This is a genomic window from Lederbergia galactosidilytica, assembly GCF_017873565.1.
Taxonomy (GTDB): domain Bacteria; phylum Bacillota; class Bacilli; order Bacillales; family Bacillaceae_C; genus Lederbergia; species Lederbergia galactosidilytica.
Window position 1 is genome coordinate 326,458 of sequence record NZ_JAGGKH010000002.1, and the last position, 18,037, is coordinate 344,494.

An 18,037-nucleotide genomic window follows, 5' to 3' on the forward strand; every position below is an offset into this window, starting at 1 on the left:
TATATCACACCATCCCCATTAGATATACGACAGTGAAGATAAATACCCATACCACGTCAATAAAGTGCCAATACAAACTTGCTAGATAAAACTTCGGGGCATTATACAAACTTAACCCTCTATTAGCATTCCTCACCATAAGTGCAATAATCCATCCAAGCCCAAATATTACGTGGCCACCATGGAAACCTACAAGCGTATAAAATGCTGAACTAAATGCGCTCGTTGTGAACCCGAAGCCATATTCATGGGTATAATGCCAGAATTCATAAATCTCACAACCTAAGAACGCAAGCCCTAAGAGTACGGTTATCAATAACCACGCCTGCATCTTTTTAAAGTGGAAATTTTTCATATGGTAAATCGCATAAACACTTGTAATCGAACTTGTTAAAAGTAGCATCGTCATAATAAATGCTAATTTTAAATCAAAGATATCCGTAGATATAATGCTATCCTTACTTGGTACTTTATCTTTCAAAGCCAAGTATGTTGCAAAGAGAGAGGCGAATAAAACTGTTTCGCCCCCAAGAAAGAACCAGAAGCCCAAAAACTTATTTTTCCCTTCCAGAGTTGCTCTTTCGGGTGACTCAGGCCATGTTTTGGGTGTAAATTGCTCTTCAACATGCATTATGCCTTTACCCCCTTATCCTTTTCATCTACTAGCTCCGATTTTGGTATATGGAAGCCATGATCATCTTTCAAGGATCTAAGTAGCATAGAACCAAAAGCTACAATCAGACCGATAATTAATACAGGATCTCCCCAGCCGTGGTCATTGCGGAAGATAGCTCCATAAGAAGCAATCATAAACCCTAGGGAAATAAAGAATGGAAAAATTGAGCCGTTCGGCATATGAATGTCATTTATAGGTTCAGCCGGTGTCACTTCTTTCTTTCCTTCCATCTTTTCAATCCAGAATGTGTCAATACCACGTACTAATGGCAATTGTTTAAAATTGTAAAATGGCGGTGGTGATGGTAATGACCATTCCAAAGTTCGGCCATCGCCCCATGGATCATTGCCAACACGAACATTTTTAACTTGTGTAGAAATAATATTGTAAAGCAAAATTAGGACAGCAACAGCCATAAACGCTGCTCCAATCGAACTAATCAAGTTCCCCAAATCCAAACCTTGGTCAGGTAAGAATGTAGCGATTCTTCTTGGCATTCCCATTAAACCAAGGAAATGTTGGATAAAGAAAGTTAAATGGAAACCAACAACGAATAGAACGAATTCAATCTTACCTAAAGTTTCATTAAGCATCGTTCCAAACATTTTTGGCCAATAGAAATGAACAGCTGCTAAAATAGCTAATACAACTCCACCAACAATTACGTAGTGAAAGTGCGCTACAACAAAATAAGTGTCATGGAACTGGTAATCCGCTGGCGCTACAGCAACCATGATTCCTGTTACCCCACCCATAACAAATGATGGAATAAAGGCAGCCGCATATAGCATTGGCGTTGTGAATTTCACACTCCCGCCCCACATCGTAAAAATCCAGTTAAAGATCTTAATACCAGTCGGTACCCCGATTGCCATGGAGGCTACTGCAAAAATTGCGTTAGCGATGTTCCCTAACCCAACTGTAAACATATGGTGAGCCCAAACCATGAAACCGAAAAATCCAATTAATACTGTTGCAAAAACCATGGAAGAATATCCAAATAATCTTTTTCTCGAAAAAGTCGCGAAAATTTCAGAGAAAATCCCGAATGACGGTAATATTAAGATATATACTTCCGGGTGTCCAAATATCCAGAAGAAATGCTCCCAAATAATCGTGTTTCCACCCATTGCCACTTCAAAAAATTTTGCGTCAAATAAGCGATCAAATGTTAGTAAAAATAATGCCACTGTTAACGGGGGAAATGCAAACAAAATCAATGCTGACACAACAAATGTTGTCCAAGTAAACATTGGCATTCTCATATAAGTCATGCCTGGTGCACGCATATTTATAATGGTGACCAGAAAGTTAATTCCACCCATCAACGTCCCAAAACCGGAAATTTGTATACCAGTTACATAAAAATCAACACCATGATGAGGTGAATTAATCGCTAAAGATGCATAAGAGGTCCACCCTGCATCTGGGGCTCCTCCTAAAAACCATGAGGTGTTAAGCAAAAGTCCCCCAAGGAAAAATAACCAAAAACCTAATGCATTTAGAAAGGGAAAAGCCACGTCGCGCGCCCCTATCTGGAGGGGCATAATCAAGTTCATTAATCCAATCAATATCGGCATGGCCGCAAGGAAGATCATGGTCGTTCCATGCATTGTCATAACTTCGTTAAATACTTGAGCACTTACAAAACCATTGTTTGGCAAAGCAAGTTGAATCCGTATAATTAAAGCTTCAATACCACCTAAGAGGAAGAAAAAACCTCCACCCGCGATATACAGAATACCAATCTTTTTATGGTCTACCGTTGTCATGTAGTCCCAAAGAGTGGCACCGAAGCCGCGCTTTTGAGCAATTGTACTCACAATTTAACCTCCTTAAATACTTGGGACTGTTTATTCATTACTAACCTTTAATTCCATCAAATAAGCTGCTAATGCATCTAATTCATCATCTTTCAGATCTGGATAAGCACCAGTCATTTTGTTTCCTGGCTTAAATTGTTCTGGATCCTTTATCCATTCTTTCAAGTTTTCTTCATTATGCTCCAAAATCCCAGCAACTGTTTCTCTGTTTCCGAAATCAGCTAAGTTCGGTGCAGTTCTCGCTGTTTTAGGTTTGTCATTGCTAGGTGTTACCGCATGACATGAAATACAGCTCTGATTGAAAACTTCTTCCCCTTTTTGAGCTAATTCAGAGGTTGGAACCGGTTCTTCAGCATTTTGCATATCTGCAACCCACTGATCAAATTCATCCTGTGGAATAGCTTTAACTTTAAAGTCCATGTAAGCATGTGAAGGACCACAAAGCTCCGCACATTTTCCATAGAAAATATTGTTTACATCGTCTGCTTTATCTTGGTCAACACTTAAGAAAAACTTATTGACGTTTTCTGGGTTAGCATCTAGCTTTCCGCCTAGTGGTGGAATCCAGAAGGAGTGCTTGATATCAGCAGATTCAACATTAAAATACACTTTTTGATCTGTTGGAATTACTAAGTCTTGACTAGTTAAAATGCCTAAATCTTCATATTCGAACTCCCACCAATATAAGTGAGCCCGTACATTGACCACGAGATTCTCTCGATTTCCATCCTCGTCCTTCTTATCCATTGCTGATACATCACCTTGTGAAAATGTAGCAGCAACTGTAGGAACAGCAAGAACCAAAATAATAATGATTGGAATAACGGTCCAAATGATTTCTAATAAGTGACTACCTTCAACTTGTTTAGGTATTTCTTTATCATTTTTCCTTCGAAAACGGACCACTGCAATAGTAAATAACACCACTACGACAATGATGACTAAGGTCATGATACCTAAACTAAATAAAATTAGGTCATATTGCTGTTTTGCCACTTCTCCAGCTGGTTTTAAAGCAGAGAGAAACGGCTCGCCACATCCCGATAGGACAAGCGCCAACACCGCTAGAACTGAAGCGAGACGCCATTTTCGCAGCCATTTTTTCATAACGTAATCAAACCCCTCTTTCGTAAAATGTCTTGGCAGCTGTAGACATGCCTTAAACTATATGGATTTCTTATGAAATAAGAAAGAATTCCCTAGTAATAAAACTTCTAATAAAGTATATTTTTTCTTTTCTCAGTAATCTAGATAACTGAGAAGATTACCATACCTGTAAATAGAATCGTTAAATAGTTTAATGAATAAATAAACATTCCATTTGCCCATTTAACATCGTCCTTTTTCTTATAACCCATCATACCCATAATTAACCACCCGATATTCAATGCTGTGGCAAATATAACAAAGGGAATTCCTAATGGCATCATAAAAAAAGGAATTGGTAATAGCAATGCCACCCAAAACATAATATGTTTTTTTGTTACAGAAAAACCCTTTACAACGGGAAGCATAGGTATAGAAGCAGCCCTATACTCTTCAACTCGTCTCATTGCAAGCGCATAGAAGTGTGGCGGCTGCCAAATAAACATAAGTAAAAATAACATCCATGCCATTGTAGGCAATGAAGGATCAACCGCAGCCCAGCCAATTAGTGGGGGAATAGCTCCCGGAAGACTGCCGATAACTGTGTTACTAACATAATTCCGTTTCGCCCACATGCTGTAGACCACTACGTAACTAAAAACCCCAATGACTCCAAGGAGCCCTGCTATGATATTAGTCAGGAAAAGAAATATTAATCCCACAACAATGAAACTAAAGCCGAATAATAAAGTTCTAGCGCCACTAATTTTCCCCGTAACGGTTGGCCTTTTTTTCGTTCGTTCCATTATGTGGTCTATATCTCTATCTATGTAGTTATTCAAGGCACATGACCCTGCCATAATTAAAGATGAACCAGCGAGAGCATAAAAAACGATGTCTAATGATTGGAGGAAATGTCCATCCGTAAACACAAAGGCTAGCCACAATCCAGTGAAACTAGTAATGAGATTGGAATTCACAATGCCGATTTTTATGAGTGCCATAAAATCTTTCCATTTTGTGCTGGCTGTATGTACAGTTCCTTCCACACTTGCTAATGTACGACTATCTTCCATTTTTATTCCCTCCTTTCCAAAAATTCATTCCATCATTTACTATAATGCATTTTACTTAACATTTCTCGTTTTTAATGAAAGTTTCAGTTTTTGTTCACTAATTTAACACGAATTCTGCATTCTCATTTTCATTCTTAACTGTATTTTTGCACAATGTCAGTTATCAAAGCCCCCAATGGAATATTAAAGCATAATTTCCTATGAATATGGAGATATAGAAAAGTGTTTTTATGTCGAAAATGTGACAAGTATAGTAAATAAATGAATCTACCTTCTTATTTTTACCAAATAAAGGACAATCTTTCAAGCTTTGGGCTTTACTCGGCAAGCTGTAACAATATTGTCAGTTGTTTTTTCTCTCTTCTTTAGGTAGTATCGGTTATGAACTGTCTATTTACAATTTAACTAATTTTATTTTCTTTTGAAGAAGGTGAAGGTTTGAGTAGAAAATTAAAATGGTTTTCTGTTTTAACTTCGCTAGTAATGCTAGGAGTGTTACTCGGTGGAGCTTTAGTAACAAAAACCGATTCAGGAATGGGTTGTGGACGCTCCTTTCCATTATGTCACGGGAAGTTAATTCCTTTAGATGATATTACACCAGCATTATTAATTGAATTCTCCCATAGACTTGTCTCAGGAAGTGCAGCAATCTTAGTTACAATTTTATCTATTTGGGCTTGGAAGGCAATAGGTGAGGTTAGAGAAACAAAACTACTAGCGATTTTATCGGTCTCCTTTTTAATTATCCAAGCATTATTAGGTGCCGCTGCAGTACTTTGGCCTCAATCTGATTTTATTATGGCCTTACATTTCGGTATTTCCCTTATTTCTTTTGCAGCAGTGCTATTACTTACTTTGCTTATTTTTGAAGTGGATAAAAAATTCGACACAAATAAACTCGTAGTCGATAAGAGGATGACATTCCATATTATCGGATTAACAATTTATAGTTATATTGTTGTGTATACGGGTGCTCTTGTTCGTCATACTGAATCAAGCTTAGTTTGTTCAGATTTTCCATTCTGTACAAATGGAGATTTTTCATTACCAGCTAATATGTATCAATGGATTCAGATGGGACATCGAACAGCTGCTGCAATAATTTTTCTTTGGATTGGCTATGTCACCATTCTTGCTGTTCGGCATTATAAGCACCAAAAAGTATTATATTTTGGCTGGATTATTGCATTTATTCTCATTTCGCTTCAAGCTATTTCAGGAGCGAGTGTTATTTTTACAAAAGCTAATTTATTCGTTGCTTTATTACACGGTATTTTTATCTCGCTATTATTCGGCTTATTATGTTATTTCCTACTTCTCTTATCAAGGAATAAGAATAATATTGCGAAGCAACAAATACAGTCAGAAGAAACTCATTCCGTTGATCCGAATAAACTTGTTACACATTAAAAGAACCATGCACACTGTGCATGGTTCTTTTAATTTTAATGTGTATGTTGATAAGGTCTTCTGGATTGAAAATTGGTTTGGGTAGAAGTTTGCTTTTTATGTTCTTTTGGATAATCTTTCTTATTGTCTGTGCGATATTTCTCATCATACTGGGTGAACATCGAAATATTTACAAGTAACCCCATCGCAATCGATAATACAATAATGGAAGAGCCTCCGTAGCTTATAAAAGGAAGTGTAACTCCTGTAATAGGAATTAGTCCAGACATTCCGCCTAAATTAATAAATGCCTGAATTCCAATCATTGAAGCAATCCCAATTGCAAGCATACTTCCAAACGGGTCTCGACATTTCGTCGCAATGATAATTCCACGTAACACAATATAAGCAATTCCTAGAATTACAAATCCTACCCCAAAGATACCTAATTCTTCCGAAATAATCGACATAATGAAATCTGTATGTATCTCCGGTAAATAACCATATTTTTGAATGCCTTGCCCTAGACCTGCCCCTTTTAAACCACCCGATCCAATAGCTAGATAAGAATTAACTAGTTGAAATCCTTGGTCATCATAATTTCCGAATGGGTCAAGATAACCTGTTATTCTTTTCATATTTCCCTCGGTAAAAAAGGAATCAAATTTAAGGATGACAAAAGGTGTTAAGAGTAAGGCAGCACCGCCTCCCATTAATGTGAGTTTTCCGATCGTTCGAAAGTTCATACCCGAGCATAGAATAATGATCATTCCAATTAAAAGTGTGATCATCGCTGTTCCATTATCCGGTTCCATTTTAATTAGAAAACAGACAAAGACTAAGTAAATTACGGGAGGTAAAGCTCCAACGTTTAATTGGTTAATATACTTTTGTTTATTGGCATACACTGCAGATAAATAAATAACAACACTTAATTTCACAAATTCCGAGGGCTGAATGCTCCTTGATCCTATAAGCTTTATCCAACTTTGTGCATTGTTGCTAGTATGGCCTATAATTGAAACAGCTAAGAGCCCAGCTACTGAAAGAATTGTCATTAAGATAAGTAAGTTTTTATTTCTGAAAGCTTTATAAGGGAATAGAGCAAAAAACAAAAAGGCGCAAAAACCAATGAGGATATTAATCTTTTGTTTATTATAAAAAAAATCAGCAGGGACTTCGTAAATTTGAATGGCAATAACCATACTGGCACTATATACCATAATAAGGCCAAATAAAGTTAAAAGTATGTAAGTAATGATAATTGAATAATCATATGATTTAAGGATTTTTTTCAACATAAAATTCTTCCAATCTATGAGTCAGTTTGCAGAGAGACTTTCCTCATCCTAAAAAACTCAAACAATTTCAAAGAACTGTTTGAGTTTATGCAAAAAGGGTTGTGCCTAAACTGGATCCTTTATTTTCTAACAGAGGCTTCATGTAGAACAGATAATTGTCTTTCCAGAGAATCCATTAATTCTTTCCCATATTTTGGATCGACTAGTCCAAGACGAACAGCAAAATCTATCTCGCGAGACAAGCCAAACATTTGCGTATCTAAAACTTCTTCATATAAAGGGCATTGCGGCATTGTTAGATTGTCCATTTGCACTTGAATCAGGCGCAGAATTTTCTCGGCATCTGCCTTCAATAATGCATGGGCTTTTTCCCGATGATCAACTTTCATATCCGACACCACATTTAATCCCCCTTATTCATTAGAAAAATGCAAGCACCTTGGATTTAGGAAGGATGGCTAAGAGTACCACTTTCTGTGGGAACACTATTCTCTATACCGCATCCTGTAAACTTCCGATAAGCAAATGTACTAATCCAATAAGAGTCCAATTTTGACTTTTATAGATCAGCTTATTTAAGCTTAAGAGACTAGGCGCCATAACTAGATTTTGACACTAGCAATATTTATACTTTTCCTTATCTTGTAATAATCAAATATAATCCTTTACTTGCCTGTCCGCCCATTACCCAATGTGGACAACACTATTACTAAATTTTACAACTAAACTAAGTAAATTGCAACAGTAAAGAGTATTACTTCTTAATTCACCCTTTCAATTTCTTGTAAATTACAACTTTTTAGATTCATGACTTTAATTTTCCAATTATTAACGCTATAATTTACATTTGAAATGATAAGGGGGCTGCATAATGGATATGATCATGACTATAAAAGGAAAGGTTAAATTTCCAATAACATTAGATGTTGGTTCTTGGATTTTTGATGATCGCCGCGTTGATTTAGATACATACTTCTCCGAGGAAGAGAAACAAGAGCGTCTGACAGAGAGTGCTACGACTGTATCCAAGCATTGGGATCGTACAGTTAAGGAGGGAGCTATTCCTCCTCAAAAGACACGAAAAAGATACGAAAAGGCGAAAATGTTAACAAGCACATTTGCAATTAAATTAGCACCCTTTCTTGAAAACGCTGAGCCTACTCCAGATGCTTCCATTCTCGTTTTTGAGACAGATAGTGAAGATGTGTCAATTCCTTTGGAAGAAGGGTATAACATCCTTGTACAATTCTCAAACAAAGGTAAGGCTTTAAAAGAGGATGGACCAGTCTATATTCTTTTTCCAGATGGTTCTAACCTTGATCAGCCAATTAAAAACGTTAAAGCTTTTCGCGTAGAATAACACTTGTCTAAGGCAGATGGTCCTCCATCTGTCTTTTTTAGAATAGTGAGCGGGGGTAAGCCCAAACTTCGGAAACCACCAACTAATATTTTTTTAGTTCCGTCCACTTATCGGCCTACTCCGCTTTTATAAAAGCTTTTCTGCGAAATTATTACAATAAATCTGCGGCTAATTGAGCAAGGTGTGAACGTTCCCCTTTTACTAATTTTATATGTCCCGCAATATCTTCCTCTTTAAATCTTTCAAGTATATAACTTAAACCATTATTATATTCATCAAGATAAGGGTGATCAATTTGTTCAGGATCTCCCATAAAAATTATTTTACTCCCCTCCCCTACCCTCGTTAAGATCGTTTTTGCTTCATGCTTTGTTAAATTCTGCGCTTCATCGATAATAATAAATTGATCAGGTATACTACGTCCGCGGATATAGGTTAAGGCTTCAACCTCAATGGAACTCATTCCCGCTAAAATTGCATCTAACTCACCCGGCTTTTTTGTGTTAAACAAAAATTCCAGGTTATCATAGATCGGTTGCATCCAAGGTCTAAGTTTTTCTTGTTTTTCTCCGGGCAGAAAACCAAGATCCTTTCCAACTGGAATAATTGGTCTGGCAACGAACATTTTTTTATAAACTCGTAAATCTTCCGTTTGCATCAATCCAGCAGCCAAAGTAAGCAATGTTTTTCCGGTACCTGCTTTTCCAATTAATGTTACTAGTGGAATATCCCGTCTTAATAGTAACTCTAACGCCATGGTTTGCCGGGCATTTTTTGATTTAATTCCCCAAATCAGTTCATTTTGTGTTGAAAGTTTTTGCAAAATCATGCCGGTTTCATCGATCATGCCAATTCCTGAAGTAGAACTTCCTAGCTCATCTTTAATAATGATAAATTGATTTGGATAGAATCGTTCATTCTTGTAATTAGATAAGGATATTTTTCCATGTTCATAAAATAAACTAATCTGATGTATATCAATATACAGTTCTTGTACACCTGTATATAAATGATCCAGTTCAACTACTCGATCATTTAAAAAGTCTTCAGCAGCTAATCCTAAGGCATCTGCTTTTACTCGAAGAAGGGCATCTTTACTAACTAATACAACTGGCCTCCCATCTACTTTTGCCTCTTCTTCAAGTGCAATATTTTTAGCCACTGCTAAAATTCGATTATCATTTGTCTTTTCAAAGAAAACTTCTTCTAACTGTTTAAAAGAACGGTGGTTTAATTCGATTTTTAAACTTCCGCCATTGGAAAGCTGGATTTTCTCATGAAGTTTTCCTTGCTCTCTAAAGCCATCTATCAGCTTGGCAATTTGCCTTGCATTCCTACCTATTTCATTCATATAACGCTTTTTTGAATCTACCTCTTCCAATACAACAGCTGGGATCACAATTTCATTTTCTTCAAATGAGAAAAGTGCATTTGGATCTTGTAGCAAGACATTTGTATCTAAAACATATATTTTGCTCAATATTGATGCCTCCTGCCCCTTTTTATCGATCTAGCTTCAATGCCTAGCAAATTTATAATTTCGTTTTGGAACTATCGGGAATAAGGGCGACATTACCTATTATTCAAACCTTACCCCCCACTACTGAGATTAGATATTAAATCAAGTTATGCTTCATGTTTTCTATATCTTATGTTTTGGAACAGTCACCGGTTCATTAAAACTGTTTATGAGAAGATCCTTTTTTAAGAAATATATGAACTTCTGCATAAAGTTAGAAGATATATCAAAAATTAACCTTAGCAAGTAAGGTAAATTATTTATTGGAGGGGTTCAATTGCGTAAATGGTTAATCATACTAATTGCAGTATTTAGTATTGCGGCTTGTTCACAGAAGCCAGAAAACCTTGGAGAGAGTGATATATTACCACAGGGAGTTTCTGTTCGAGATAGCCATCTCGACAATAATCAGAGGCAAAATTACACAGATGATGAGAGGGCTAAACACTTAGCAAATCTTGCCACAAGTGTTCCCGATGTTCATAATGCAACGGCTGTAGTCATTGGCAATTTAGCAGTTGTCGGGATTGATATTGACCAAGATGTAGAGCGTTCAAAAGTTGGAACAATTAAATACTCCGTTACAGAAAGCCTTAGACATGATCCACAAGGTGCAGGTGCTATCGTCGTAGCTGATCCCGATTTAAATGCACGTCTTAAGGAGGTCAATGACGATGCACGTGCCGGTAAGCCAATTAGAGGCGTTATGAATGAGTTAGCTGACATCGTTGGCCGTATAATACCTGATGTGCCTTTACCGGAAAACGAAAAAAACCCACAGGATGCTGTAAATGATAAAGATGAGAAACAAGATAAGGATCTTCAAGAAATACAAAAAGAACAATCCAATGATAAAATTCAGTAAGTTCATTTGTTTCATGTTATACTGGGAATAAAGTTAGTAATTTTTCACCCAGAGGTGAGAGCAAATGAAAGTACAATGTGTAATCTGTCACGCGCATGGCACCTTAGAAGATGATTCATCCCTTGCAAAAAAACTACGAAATCGACCTATTCATACCTATATGTGTCCCGAATGCTATGAACGTATTAGAGCAAACACTGAAAAAAGGAAACAAAATGAGAATTTCCGCTTATTTCGTGACCATAAGAAAAAGGTAGATTTCTAAGTTTTATTTATATTAATTAGGAACATATACCTGTATTATACCGGGCAGCCAAATTAACTGTATTTCCAGCTACATCTAAATTCGTGGGAAAGTTCCTAGTTTCTGACATGCCCGATCGTTTAAAAAGTCAATCACGATTACGAAGTATTAAAAGTGCTCTACAGCGAGAATTTCTAAAATTCTCCATGCCAAAAGAGGCTATGCCACATTAGTGGCATAGCCTCTTTTGAAAGATAAGAAAGTATAAAAGCCCTTTGGAACTGTTGCAGGATACGTTTCATTCTAAGCTGGCGCCAATTGACAGTCCAACTTACATTTTCCTTATATCGTCCCTGCCTTTTTTTCTTTTCTCAAACGAACTTTATAAATAATTAAGATAGCTGCTGCTACCATAAGTCCTTCAGTAATTGGTAGGAATATCGCTAGAAAAGTTAAAAATAGGCAACCTACGATTAAGAAAAGATAAATAATCAGTGATTTTAATAAAGGTAATTTCTTAGCAAATCCAAGTTTATAGACGAGAATCGCTAATGCTGTAATGGTAACCCAAAGTAACCAATTCGTAACTGTTGGATTATCTGTCAATGTATAGTAGAACCTTAATGTTGGCGAAAATCGCTCAATCGCTCTTTGTTCAGCATTGATAGAACCCAACAAATACAGTTGACTAAACATAAGATAAAATTTGATTCTAATTCTCCCCTTCCCTAACCCGATTAGGGTGAAACACCCGTAAAGGGAGTTTCAAAATCATCATATCATATACAGACGGGAAAGCCTAAAAATTTATATTTCCGTTACTTTTTTCTTTTTCGCTGCTTTTTCCCGCTCGTTTTTATTTAATATTTTTTTACGTAAACGAATGGATTCTGGAGTAACCTCACAATATTCGTCATCATCTAGATATTCGAGAGTTTCTTCTAGGGAAAGAATTTTAGGTTTTTTGATTACAGATGTTTGATCTTTGTTTGCAGATCGGACATTTGTAGCATGTTTTGTCTTCGTGATATTTACTGTAATATCATTTTCCCTATTATGTTCGCCTACAATCATACCTTCATAAATTTCTGTTCCTGGCTCCACAAAAATCGTTCCCCTGTCTTCTACTTGCATAATGCCATAGGTAGAAGCTTTCCCTGTTTCCATAGATACAAGAACACCTTGTCTGCGCCCTCCTACTTTACCTTTCTCCATTGGACGATAACTATCAAAGGTATGATTTAAAATTCCATAACCTCTCGTTAATGTCATAAACTCTGTTGTATAACCAATCAAACCGCGCGCAGGAACATGGAATATTAGACGTACTTGTCCATTTCCATTATTGATCATATCAAGCATTTCGCCTTTACGGGTTCCTAAAGATTCAATCACACTTCCCGTATATTGCTCAGGTGTATCGATTTGCACACGCTCAATTGGTTCACATTTAACACCATCTATTTCCTTGACAATAACCTGAGGCTTTGATACTTGCAATTCATACCCTTCACGACGCATGTTTTCCACTAGAATAGATAAATGTAATTCTCCCCGTCCTGAGACGATCCAAGCATCAGGGGATTCAGTATTTTCCACTCTTAGACTAACATCAGTTTCTAATTGGTTCATCAATCTTTCTTCAATTTTACGTGAGGTTAAATATTTTCCTTCTCTTCCCGCAAAAGGACTATTATTAACTAGGAATGTCATTTGGAGTGTCGGCTCATCAATATGAAGTATTGGTAAAGCTTCTTGATGATCTACTGGGCAAATGGTGTCACCTACATCAATATCTTCCATACCAGATACAGCGATCAAATCACCAGCAAAGGCCTCATCAATCTCAATTTTCTTCAATCCTAAGAAGCCAAACATTTTTGTTACACGAAATTGCTTAGTAGTGCCATCTTGTTTCAGTACTGCAACATGTTGCCCTACTTTCATTGTTCCACGAAACACTCTTCCAATCCCAATTCTTCCCACATAGTCATTGTAATCAAGTAAAGAAACTTGAAATTGAAGTGGCTCTTCTTTGTTATCAATAGGAGCTGGAATAAAATCTAAGATCGTCTCGTATAAAGCTTCCATGTTTTCATCTTGTTGTTCAGGATCCTTACTAGCTGTTCCATTAATAGCTGATGCATAAATTACTGGAAACTCAAGTTGTTCATCGTTTGCATCAAGTTCAATAAAAAGCTCTAGAACTTCGTCAATTACTTCAGCGGGTCTTGCAAAATCACGATCAATCTTGTTTACCACAACAACTGGGGTTAGATTTTGTTCTAATGCTTTTTTCAAAACAAATCTTGTTTGCGGCATACATCCTTCATAAGCATCCACAACAAGTAAAACACCATCCACCATTTTTAAGATCCGTTCCACTTCGCCACCAAAGTCAGCATGCCCTGGAGTATCTAATATGTTAATTTTCGTATCTTTATATTGGATCGCTGTATTTTTTGCTAAAATGGTAATTCCACGTTCTCTTTCAATATCACCTGAATCCATCGCTCTTTCTTCAATATGCTCATTTGAACGAAAAGTTCCTGATTGTTTTAATAATTGGTCAACTAACGTCGTTTTACCATGATCAACGTGCGCGATAATGGCAATATTTCTGATATTTTCTCTGAAGTTCAAAAGTATTTCCTCCCTATATATTCAAAATCGGGTAATCTATGTCATAGATAAACATCTTAATTTTATCATTAACCGGACTATTATATCACATACGCTGGAGAATTTGTAATGTTTTTTGTACAATATAAAAGTAAGCTTTAAAATTTTTTCCCTTATGTGGACTGGAGCTATGTTAAGTGTTTATTCGTTTTTACCTGAGGAGGATTATTTATGAGGACTATCAAGTGGAACTTTTTAATTTTATCCACCATTGCGGCTTTTTCAATTATGGGAATGGGTATTTGTTTAGCGGAAAACAGCTGGACAGGCATTGTTTTGTGCTTTTTAATCCTATGTACCGCTATGATATACGGATTTAAACAGAAGAAAAAACTACAAAAAGAAGACAATTTATAAACAATACTTCATTCAGTGAGATTGCAAGTTTTCCACTGAATGAAGTAAAACCAACAAACAGAATTAGCAAGCATATGAACTTCCCACTAACAAATCAACCGTTCATTTTAGAAATTTTTATTGTTACTATGATTGGAAATACCGACATAATTTTTTATGAAGTCCAGGTCGCGCTACAAGAATGGAACTTCGTTCAAGCAGATTTACAGGGTTCCCCCGTAAATCTGTTACAATTCCCCCAAGTTCTTCAACAATAATTTTCCCACCAGCGAAATCCCAAGGTGAGAGTCCCTTGCTTATGTAAGCATCCATCCTACCAGTTGCGACGTAGGCAAATTCCATAGCAGCTGAGCCGTATGATCTAGCTCCTCGCACATCCTTTAACAAAGGAATAAACGTGCTTGCGGCGTCTTCTGAATGGATGGAAGCTGGATTAAATCCAATGATCGCTTCTTCTATATTTCCCTGCTGTAATGGTGGGAGCACTTTGTCATTTAAAAAAGCGCCCTCTCCCTTACTAGCGCAATATAGCTCATCCAATATAACATCATACAAATAACCTAATTTTCCAATGCCATCTTCTAGAATACCGATAGAGATAAAGAAGTTTCGTTTTTGATGGACAAAATTCATTGTTCCATCGATTGGATCAATAATCCACACAATCCCCTCTAATTCATGAACTTCATCCCCAAAACCTTCTTCACCCACAATCTTATGTTGAGGATAATGCTCTTTAATTCGACTTACGAAGAATTGTTCTGTTTCTTTATCTACGTTTGTTACTAAATCATTTGCATTTGATTTTGTATCAATATTTAATGTGTGCTCAAGCGCCTCTAATATCGAAACCCTTGTTTCCTTTAACCATTGCTTTACGGTTTTATCTACTTCAGTCCAAATTGCCATCTTATTTCTAGCCTCCATCTAACCCCCATATTTTATTATAGCATAGGGATTTCAAAGCATGTTTTCAAGCAAAGTGTTTTCTCTCGACACATTATCAAAATGTATATTGACATGAAACGAACTTCCTTACTTAATCCTCAAGGAAGTTCGATTCTCTTATAAGCAAATATTTTACAAAGCTTCCAACTTAATAAGTTCTTCCCTAATCCGTGTGAGCTTACGCTTTGCCTTTGTCTTTTTATCCTCATTCTCTTCTTGCAAAGCATCATACAGAACGGCTAATTCATAATTTAACTCTAATCGTAATACCGCGAGTCTCTGTTTATCTAGGTTTTTTCTTCGATAAGCATTCACTACTTGTTTCATGGAAGAAACACCCCTTTAGTTATTCAAAATATTTTTATCATTCTGGAATAACTTATTATAATATATGTCGTCGGAATGAAAGGAGGAACAAAATTGTGTTTTTACCTTAGATGAAGAAATTCCAACTCGTAATGCTATTAACTTTGTGTAATTTGCTATTGCTAATTTTGTACCCGGATCAAGATCTAGTTAAACAATTAAGACTAACTGTTATTACGATTAGAAGCTGAGCCTGCTGAATAATAAGTTTTTAATCTGGCGATTCAAAGCTTTACATTTTTATCATTTGATTAGCAGAAGTGCTTTTAGCTTTCTTAATTGTTTGATACAAAGAGTAGCCACTTGAATCCTCAAATTCTTTCCCGAATTGTTTTTCTTCAGATTTTGCAGGAACAACTTTTTTGAATTTGCGATAATCTTCTAATAAATCATCCCTATCAACACCTTTTTCATATGCCTGTTCAATTCTTTGAAAAAACTGTATTACGGTTACAATTTCATCCTGACTCCAATCAATAGAAAATGGATAAGAGTATTCCAAAACTAAATTCCTCCCTGTCTCGTGTATTATTTCTTTACTTTCAGACTTCTATACTTTTTTATAAAAGATAAGCAAATGCACGCAAATATCTTTCACAATGTAGGTCTTTCTCTACTTCAAAGGTACCAAATAATTGTTCACAAGTAAAAACGCCAGTTTTGTAAAAAAACTGACGCCCACTTCATTTGACTAGTTGCGGGGAGTTTTTATTAAATCTGGGTTAAGTGTTTCATATCCTTTGTCCCTTAAGCCCTTTACAATATCTCCTAAAGCCGCGTTCGTCCATTCACGATCATGCATTAATAAATTAGCTCCATTCCCCAATTCTGGAGCGTTAACCATAATATCGGCTATTGCCTCTTTGGTCATATATTGTTCATTCCAATCGTAACCATAAGTCCAATTCATTAACACCATCTTTTCATCTTTGGCGATCTCTTTACTGATATCTGTATTTTGTCCGAAAGGAGCGCGAAAAAATGTCGGTCTCTCTCCGGTAATTTCTTCGACCTGATCATTTACAGACAGAATTTCCTCCTTCTGTTCCTCTGGAGTTAATGTCGTTAAATCACTATGTGAATAGGTATGATTTCCGATTTCAAAACCCATATTGTAAATTTCCTTCACTATAGCTTCCTGTTCAGGTGTAGTCATAAAATGCCCATTAACAAAGAATATGGCTGGAGCATTAAGTTCTTTAAGAGTCTTTGCCATTTCCAAAGCATATTTATCGGGGGCATCATCAATTGTAAGCAAAGCTACTTTTGGGTTTGCATCATCAATTGGAACGAGTGAATAAATTTCACTTAATTCATATTTTGGCACTTGTTCCTCTTCCTTCTCAGATTGAGTTTCCTCATCTACTCCCTTTTCTTGACTATTTTCTGTTCGATTATCTTCTTCTGTCTCTTCTTGTTGTAGTTCGTCTTGCTCTCTTTTATCATTTGTCTCAACCTGAGGCTTGTCCTTTTCATCTGTCGACTGATTTAGAGAACTTTGTGTGCCACATGCTGTTAATACTGCTGCAAGGGCGAGCAAGATCAAAAGTTTCTTCATAAGTTTCCCCTTTCTGACCTTAATGGAATTAACTTCCATTATAATTTGTCGACATATAGGATTCAAGTGATCGGTTTTTGTTGTTTTCAAAGATTTAGTAAAATAAAAAGTGGAACATGAATTGTAATGAGGCATAAGTCATTAAACTTATCAAAGTAGTAAGGAGCGTTAAGCGCTTCGAGCCAATAATTTTTTTAGCCACTAAATAAGCTAAATAGAAAAAAACTAGAAATAGAAGAACTTTTGGAAAAAATCGGTCTTTTCCTGAAAGCCATTGTGCAAGATGAAAGCTACTCCAAATAATGATTTGTATAAGAGCAGCAACGTAATTTTTTAGTAGCATAGATTCTTCACTCATTTCATTGAAGTTTTCAGTATCTGAGCAACAAGCTAAAAATTAATGTAGTTACATACAACTACGATTTCAAACCTTGTTCTAAGACTGTTTCTCCACTTATTAGATAATATGCATTTAAATATCTAAAATAAACCTAAATTTGAGTAGATGAATAATCTATGTAAATTGTTTAGATTTCCCATACATCTTTGAAGTCTCTATAATTTTTGTGTGCTCATCGCTCTTTCCTCTCCGTATCATTCATTTCATCGTATGAAATCCTTGGCAATAAGCTCTTTGTATCTGGAATTAATCCTAGGAGCAGTTTATCTATGAAATGGTGAACACCCGGGTCAAATCGAGTAGGAGGCTAATCATTAATTGATTAGCCGACCTCTCACACCACCGTACATACGGTTCTCGTATACGGCGGTTCAATAACTTAAGTAT

General features: G+C 36.2%; 18 protein-coding genes. 5 read left to right on the forward strand and 13 right to left on the reverse strand.

The window, feature by feature from the left end:
- Positions 1 to 4: 4 nt before the first annotated feature.
- The 4 genes from J2Z23_RS03430 to cyoE form a co-directional block, all read right to left on the reverse strand.
- A complete protein-coding gene (locus J2Z23_RS03430) occupies positions 5 to 631 on the reverse strand; it encodes a cytochrome (ubi)quinol oxidase subunit III (RefSeq protein WP_057985773.1) in 627 nt (208 codons plus the stop codon).
- The gene (ctaD, locus tag J2Z23_RS03435) at positions 631 to 2,499 is read right to left on the reverse strand and encodes a cytochrome c oxidase subunit I (protein WP_064467869.1); all 1,869 of its coding nucleotides are present in this window, start codon (positions 2,497 to 2,499) and stop codon (positions 631 to 633) included. The genes J2Z23_RS03430 and ctaD overlap by 1 nt, the downstream gene beginning before the upstream one ends.
- Positions 2,500 to 2,529: 30 nt before the next feature.
- On the reverse strand, positions 2,530 to 3,606 hold the full coding sequence (gene coxB, locus J2Z23_RS03440) for a cytochrome c oxidase subunit II (RefSeq protein WP_209973194.1): 1,077 nt from the start codon (positions 3,604 to 3,606) through the stop codon (positions 2,530 to 2,532).
- 140 nt (positions 3,607 to 3,746) lie between these two features.
- A complete protein-coding gene (cyoE, locus tag J2Z23_RS03445; protein ID WP_057985766.1) occupies positions 3,747 to 4,661 on the reverse strand; it encodes a heme o synthase in 915 nt (304 codons plus the stop codon).
- Positions 4,662 to 5,099: 438 nt separating this feature from the next.
- Here cyoE and J2Z23_RS03450 point away from each other — a divergent pair, with 438 nt between their 5' ends.
- Positions 5,100 to 6,071, forward strand: a complete 972-nt coding sequence (locus J2Z23_RS03450) for a COX15/CtaA family protein (RefSeq protein ID WP_209973196.1) — start codon at positions 5,100 to 5,102, stop codon at positions 6,069 to 6,071.
- A gap of 35 nt (positions 6,072 to 6,106) precedes the next feature.
- Here the strand turns inward: J2Z23_RS03450 and J2Z23_RS03455 are convergent, their stop codons facing one another.
- Both J2Z23_RS03455 and J2Z23_RS03460 read right to left on the reverse strand, forming a co-directional pair.
- On the reverse strand, positions 6,107 to 7,351 hold the full coding sequence (locus J2Z23_RS03455; RefSeq protein ID WP_057985763.1) for an FtsW/RodA/SpoVE family cell cycle protein: 1,245 nt from the start codon (positions 7,349 to 7,351) through the stop codon (positions 6,107 to 6,109).
- A 119-nt stretch (positions 7,352 to 7,470) separates the two neighbouring features.
- On the reverse strand, positions 7,471 to 7,752 hold the full coding sequence (locus J2Z23_RS03460) for an Fpa/YlaN family protein (protein WP_057985761.1): 282 nt from the start codon (positions 7,750 to 7,752) through the stop codon (positions 7,471 to 7,473).
- Between the two features lie 470 nt (positions 7,753 to 8,222).
- Here J2Z23_RS03460 and J2Z23_RS03465 point away from each other — a divergent pair, with 470 nt between their 5' ends.
- Complete coding sequence (locus J2Z23_RS03465; RefSeq protein WP_057985759.1) at positions 8,223 to 8,711, forward strand: hypothetical protein; 489 nt, start codon at positions 8,223 to 8,225, stop codon at positions 8,709 to 8,711.
- A 151-nt stretch (positions 8,712 to 8,862) separates the two neighbouring features.
- On the opposite strand, the gene J2Z23_RS03470 is transcribed toward J2Z23_RS03465, so the two are convergent.
- Positions 8,863 to 10,194 carry a PhoH family protein gene (locus J2Z23_RS03470; protein WP_174517083.1) on the reverse strand — a complete coding sequence of 444 codons (1,332 nt, stop codon included), beginning with the start codon at positions 10,192 to 10,194 and terminating at the stop codon, positions 8,863 to 8,865.
- 313 nt (positions 10,195 to 10,507) lie between these two features.
- Here J2Z23_RS03470 and J2Z23_RS03475 point away from each other — a divergent pair, with 313 nt between their 5' ends.
- On the forward strand, positions 10,508 to 11,095 hold the full coding sequence (locus J2Z23_RS03475; protein WP_057985755.1) for a YhcN/YlaJ family sporulation lipoprotein: 588 nt from the start codon (positions 10,508 to 10,510) through the stop codon (positions 11,093 to 11,095).
- Between the two features lie 64 nt (positions 11,096 to 11,159).
- Positions 11,160 to 11,360, forward strand: a complete 201-nt coding sequence (locus tag J2Z23_RS03480) for a YlaI family protein (protein ID WP_057985753.1) — start codon at positions 11,160 to 11,162, stop codon at positions 11,358 to 11,360.
- Positions 11,361 to 11,681: 321 nt separating this feature from the next.
- Here J2Z23_RS03480 and J2Z23_RS03485 read toward each other — a convergent pair whose 3' ends face one another.
- Together J2Z23_RS03485 and typA are read right to left on the reverse strand one after the other, a co-directional pair.
- Complete coding sequence (locus J2Z23_RS03485; RefSeq protein WP_082881269.1) at positions 11,682 to 12,035, reverse strand: YlaH-like family protein; 354 nt, start codon at positions 12,033 to 12,035, stop codon at positions 11,682 to 11,684.
- Between the two features lie 111 nt (positions 12,036 to 12,146).
- Complete coding sequence (typA, locus tag J2Z23_RS03490; RefSeq protein WP_057985751.1) at positions 12,147 to 13,982, reverse strand: translational GTPase TypA; 1,836 nt, start codon at positions 13,980 to 13,982, stop codon at positions 12,147 to 12,149.
- A 210-nt stretch (positions 13,983 to 14,192) separates the two neighbouring features.
- On the opposite strand from typA, the gene J2Z23_RS03495 reads away from it, so the two are divergent.
- On the forward strand, positions 14,193 to 14,378 hold the full coding sequence (locus J2Z23_RS03495; protein ID WP_057985749.1) for a YlaF family protein: 186 nt from the start codon (positions 14,193 to 14,195) through the stop codon (positions 14,376 to 14,378).
- 126 nt (positions 14,379 to 14,504) lie between these two features.
- Here J2Z23_RS03495 and J2Z23_RS03500 read toward each other — a convergent pair whose 3' ends face one another.
- The 4 genes from J2Z23_RS03500 to J2Z23_RS03515 form a co-directional block, all read right to left on the reverse strand.
- The gene (locus J2Z23_RS03500; protein WP_174517082.1) at positions 14,505 to 15,287 is read right to left on the reverse strand and encodes an inositol monophosphatase family protein; all 783 of its coding nucleotides are present in this window, start codon (positions 15,285 to 15,287) and stop codon (positions 14,505 to 14,507) included.
- Between the two features lie 171 nt (positions 15,288 to 15,458).
- Complete coding sequence (locus J2Z23_RS03505; protein ID WP_057985747.1) at positions 15,459 to 15,653, reverse strand: hypothetical protein; 195 nt, start codon at positions 15,651 to 15,653, stop codon at positions 15,459 to 15,461.
- 271 nt (positions 15,654 to 15,924) lie between these two features.
- The gene (locus J2Z23_RS03510) at positions 15,925 to 16,194 is read right to left on the reverse strand and encodes a UPF0223 family protein (RefSeq protein ID WP_057985745.1); all 270 of its coding nucleotides are present in this window, start codon (positions 16,192 to 16,194) and stop codon (positions 15,925 to 15,927) included.
- Positions 16,195 to 16,383: 189 nt separating this feature from the next.
- Positions 16,384 to 17,250 carry a polysaccharide deacetylase family protein gene (locus tag J2Z23_RS03515; protein ID WP_057985743.1) on the reverse strand — a complete coding sequence of 289 codons (867 nt, stop codon included), beginning with the start codon at positions 17,248 to 17,250 and terminating at the stop codon, positions 16,384 to 16,386.
- Positions 17,251 to 18,037: the final 787 nt, after the last annotated feature.

Coding starts and splice junctions, on each gene's coding strand:
- J2Z23_RS03500 (WP_174517082.1), bottom strand. CDS start 15,287: ATGGCAATTTGGACTGAAGTAGATAAAACCGTAAAGCAATGGTTAAAG.
- J2Z23_RS03495 (WP_057985749.1), top strand. CDS start 14,193: ATGAGGACTATCAAGTGGAACTTTTTAATTTTATCCACCATTGCGGCT.
- J2Z23_RS03505 (WP_057985747.1), bottom strand. CDS start 15,653: ATGAAACAAGTAGTGAATGCTTATCGAAGAAAAAACCTAGATAAACAG.
- J2Z23_RS03485 (WP_082881269.1), bottom strand. CDS start 12,035: ATGTTTAGTCAACTGTATTTGTTGGGTTCTATCAATGCTGAACAAAGA.
- cyoE (WP_057985766.1), bottom strand. CDS start 4,661: ATGGAAGATAGTCGTACATTAGCAAGTGTGGAAGGAACTGTACATACA.
- J2Z23_RS03515 (WP_057985743.1), bottom strand. CDS start 17,250: ATGAAGAAACTTTTGATCTTGCTCGCCCTTGCAGCAGTATTAACAGCA.
- J2Z23_RS03480 (WP_057985753.1), top strand. CDS start 11,160: ATGAAAGTACAATGTGTAATCTGTCACGCGCATGGCACCTTAGAAGAT.
- J2Z23_RS03430 (WP_057985773.1), bottom strand. CDS start 631: ATGCATGTTGAAGAGCAATTTACACCCAAAACATGGCCTGAGTCACCC.
- J2Z23_RS03465 (WP_057985759.1), top strand. CDS start 8,223: ATGGATATGATCATGACTATAAAAGGAAAGGTTAAATTTCCAATAACA.
- J2Z23_RS03455 (WP_057985763.1), bottom strand. CDS start 7,351: ATGTTGAAAAAAATCCTTAAATCATATGATTATTCAATTATCATTACT.
- coxB (WP_209973194.1), bottom strand. CDS start 3,606: ATGAAAAAATGGCTGCGAAAATGGCGTCTCGCTTCAGTTCTAGCGGTG.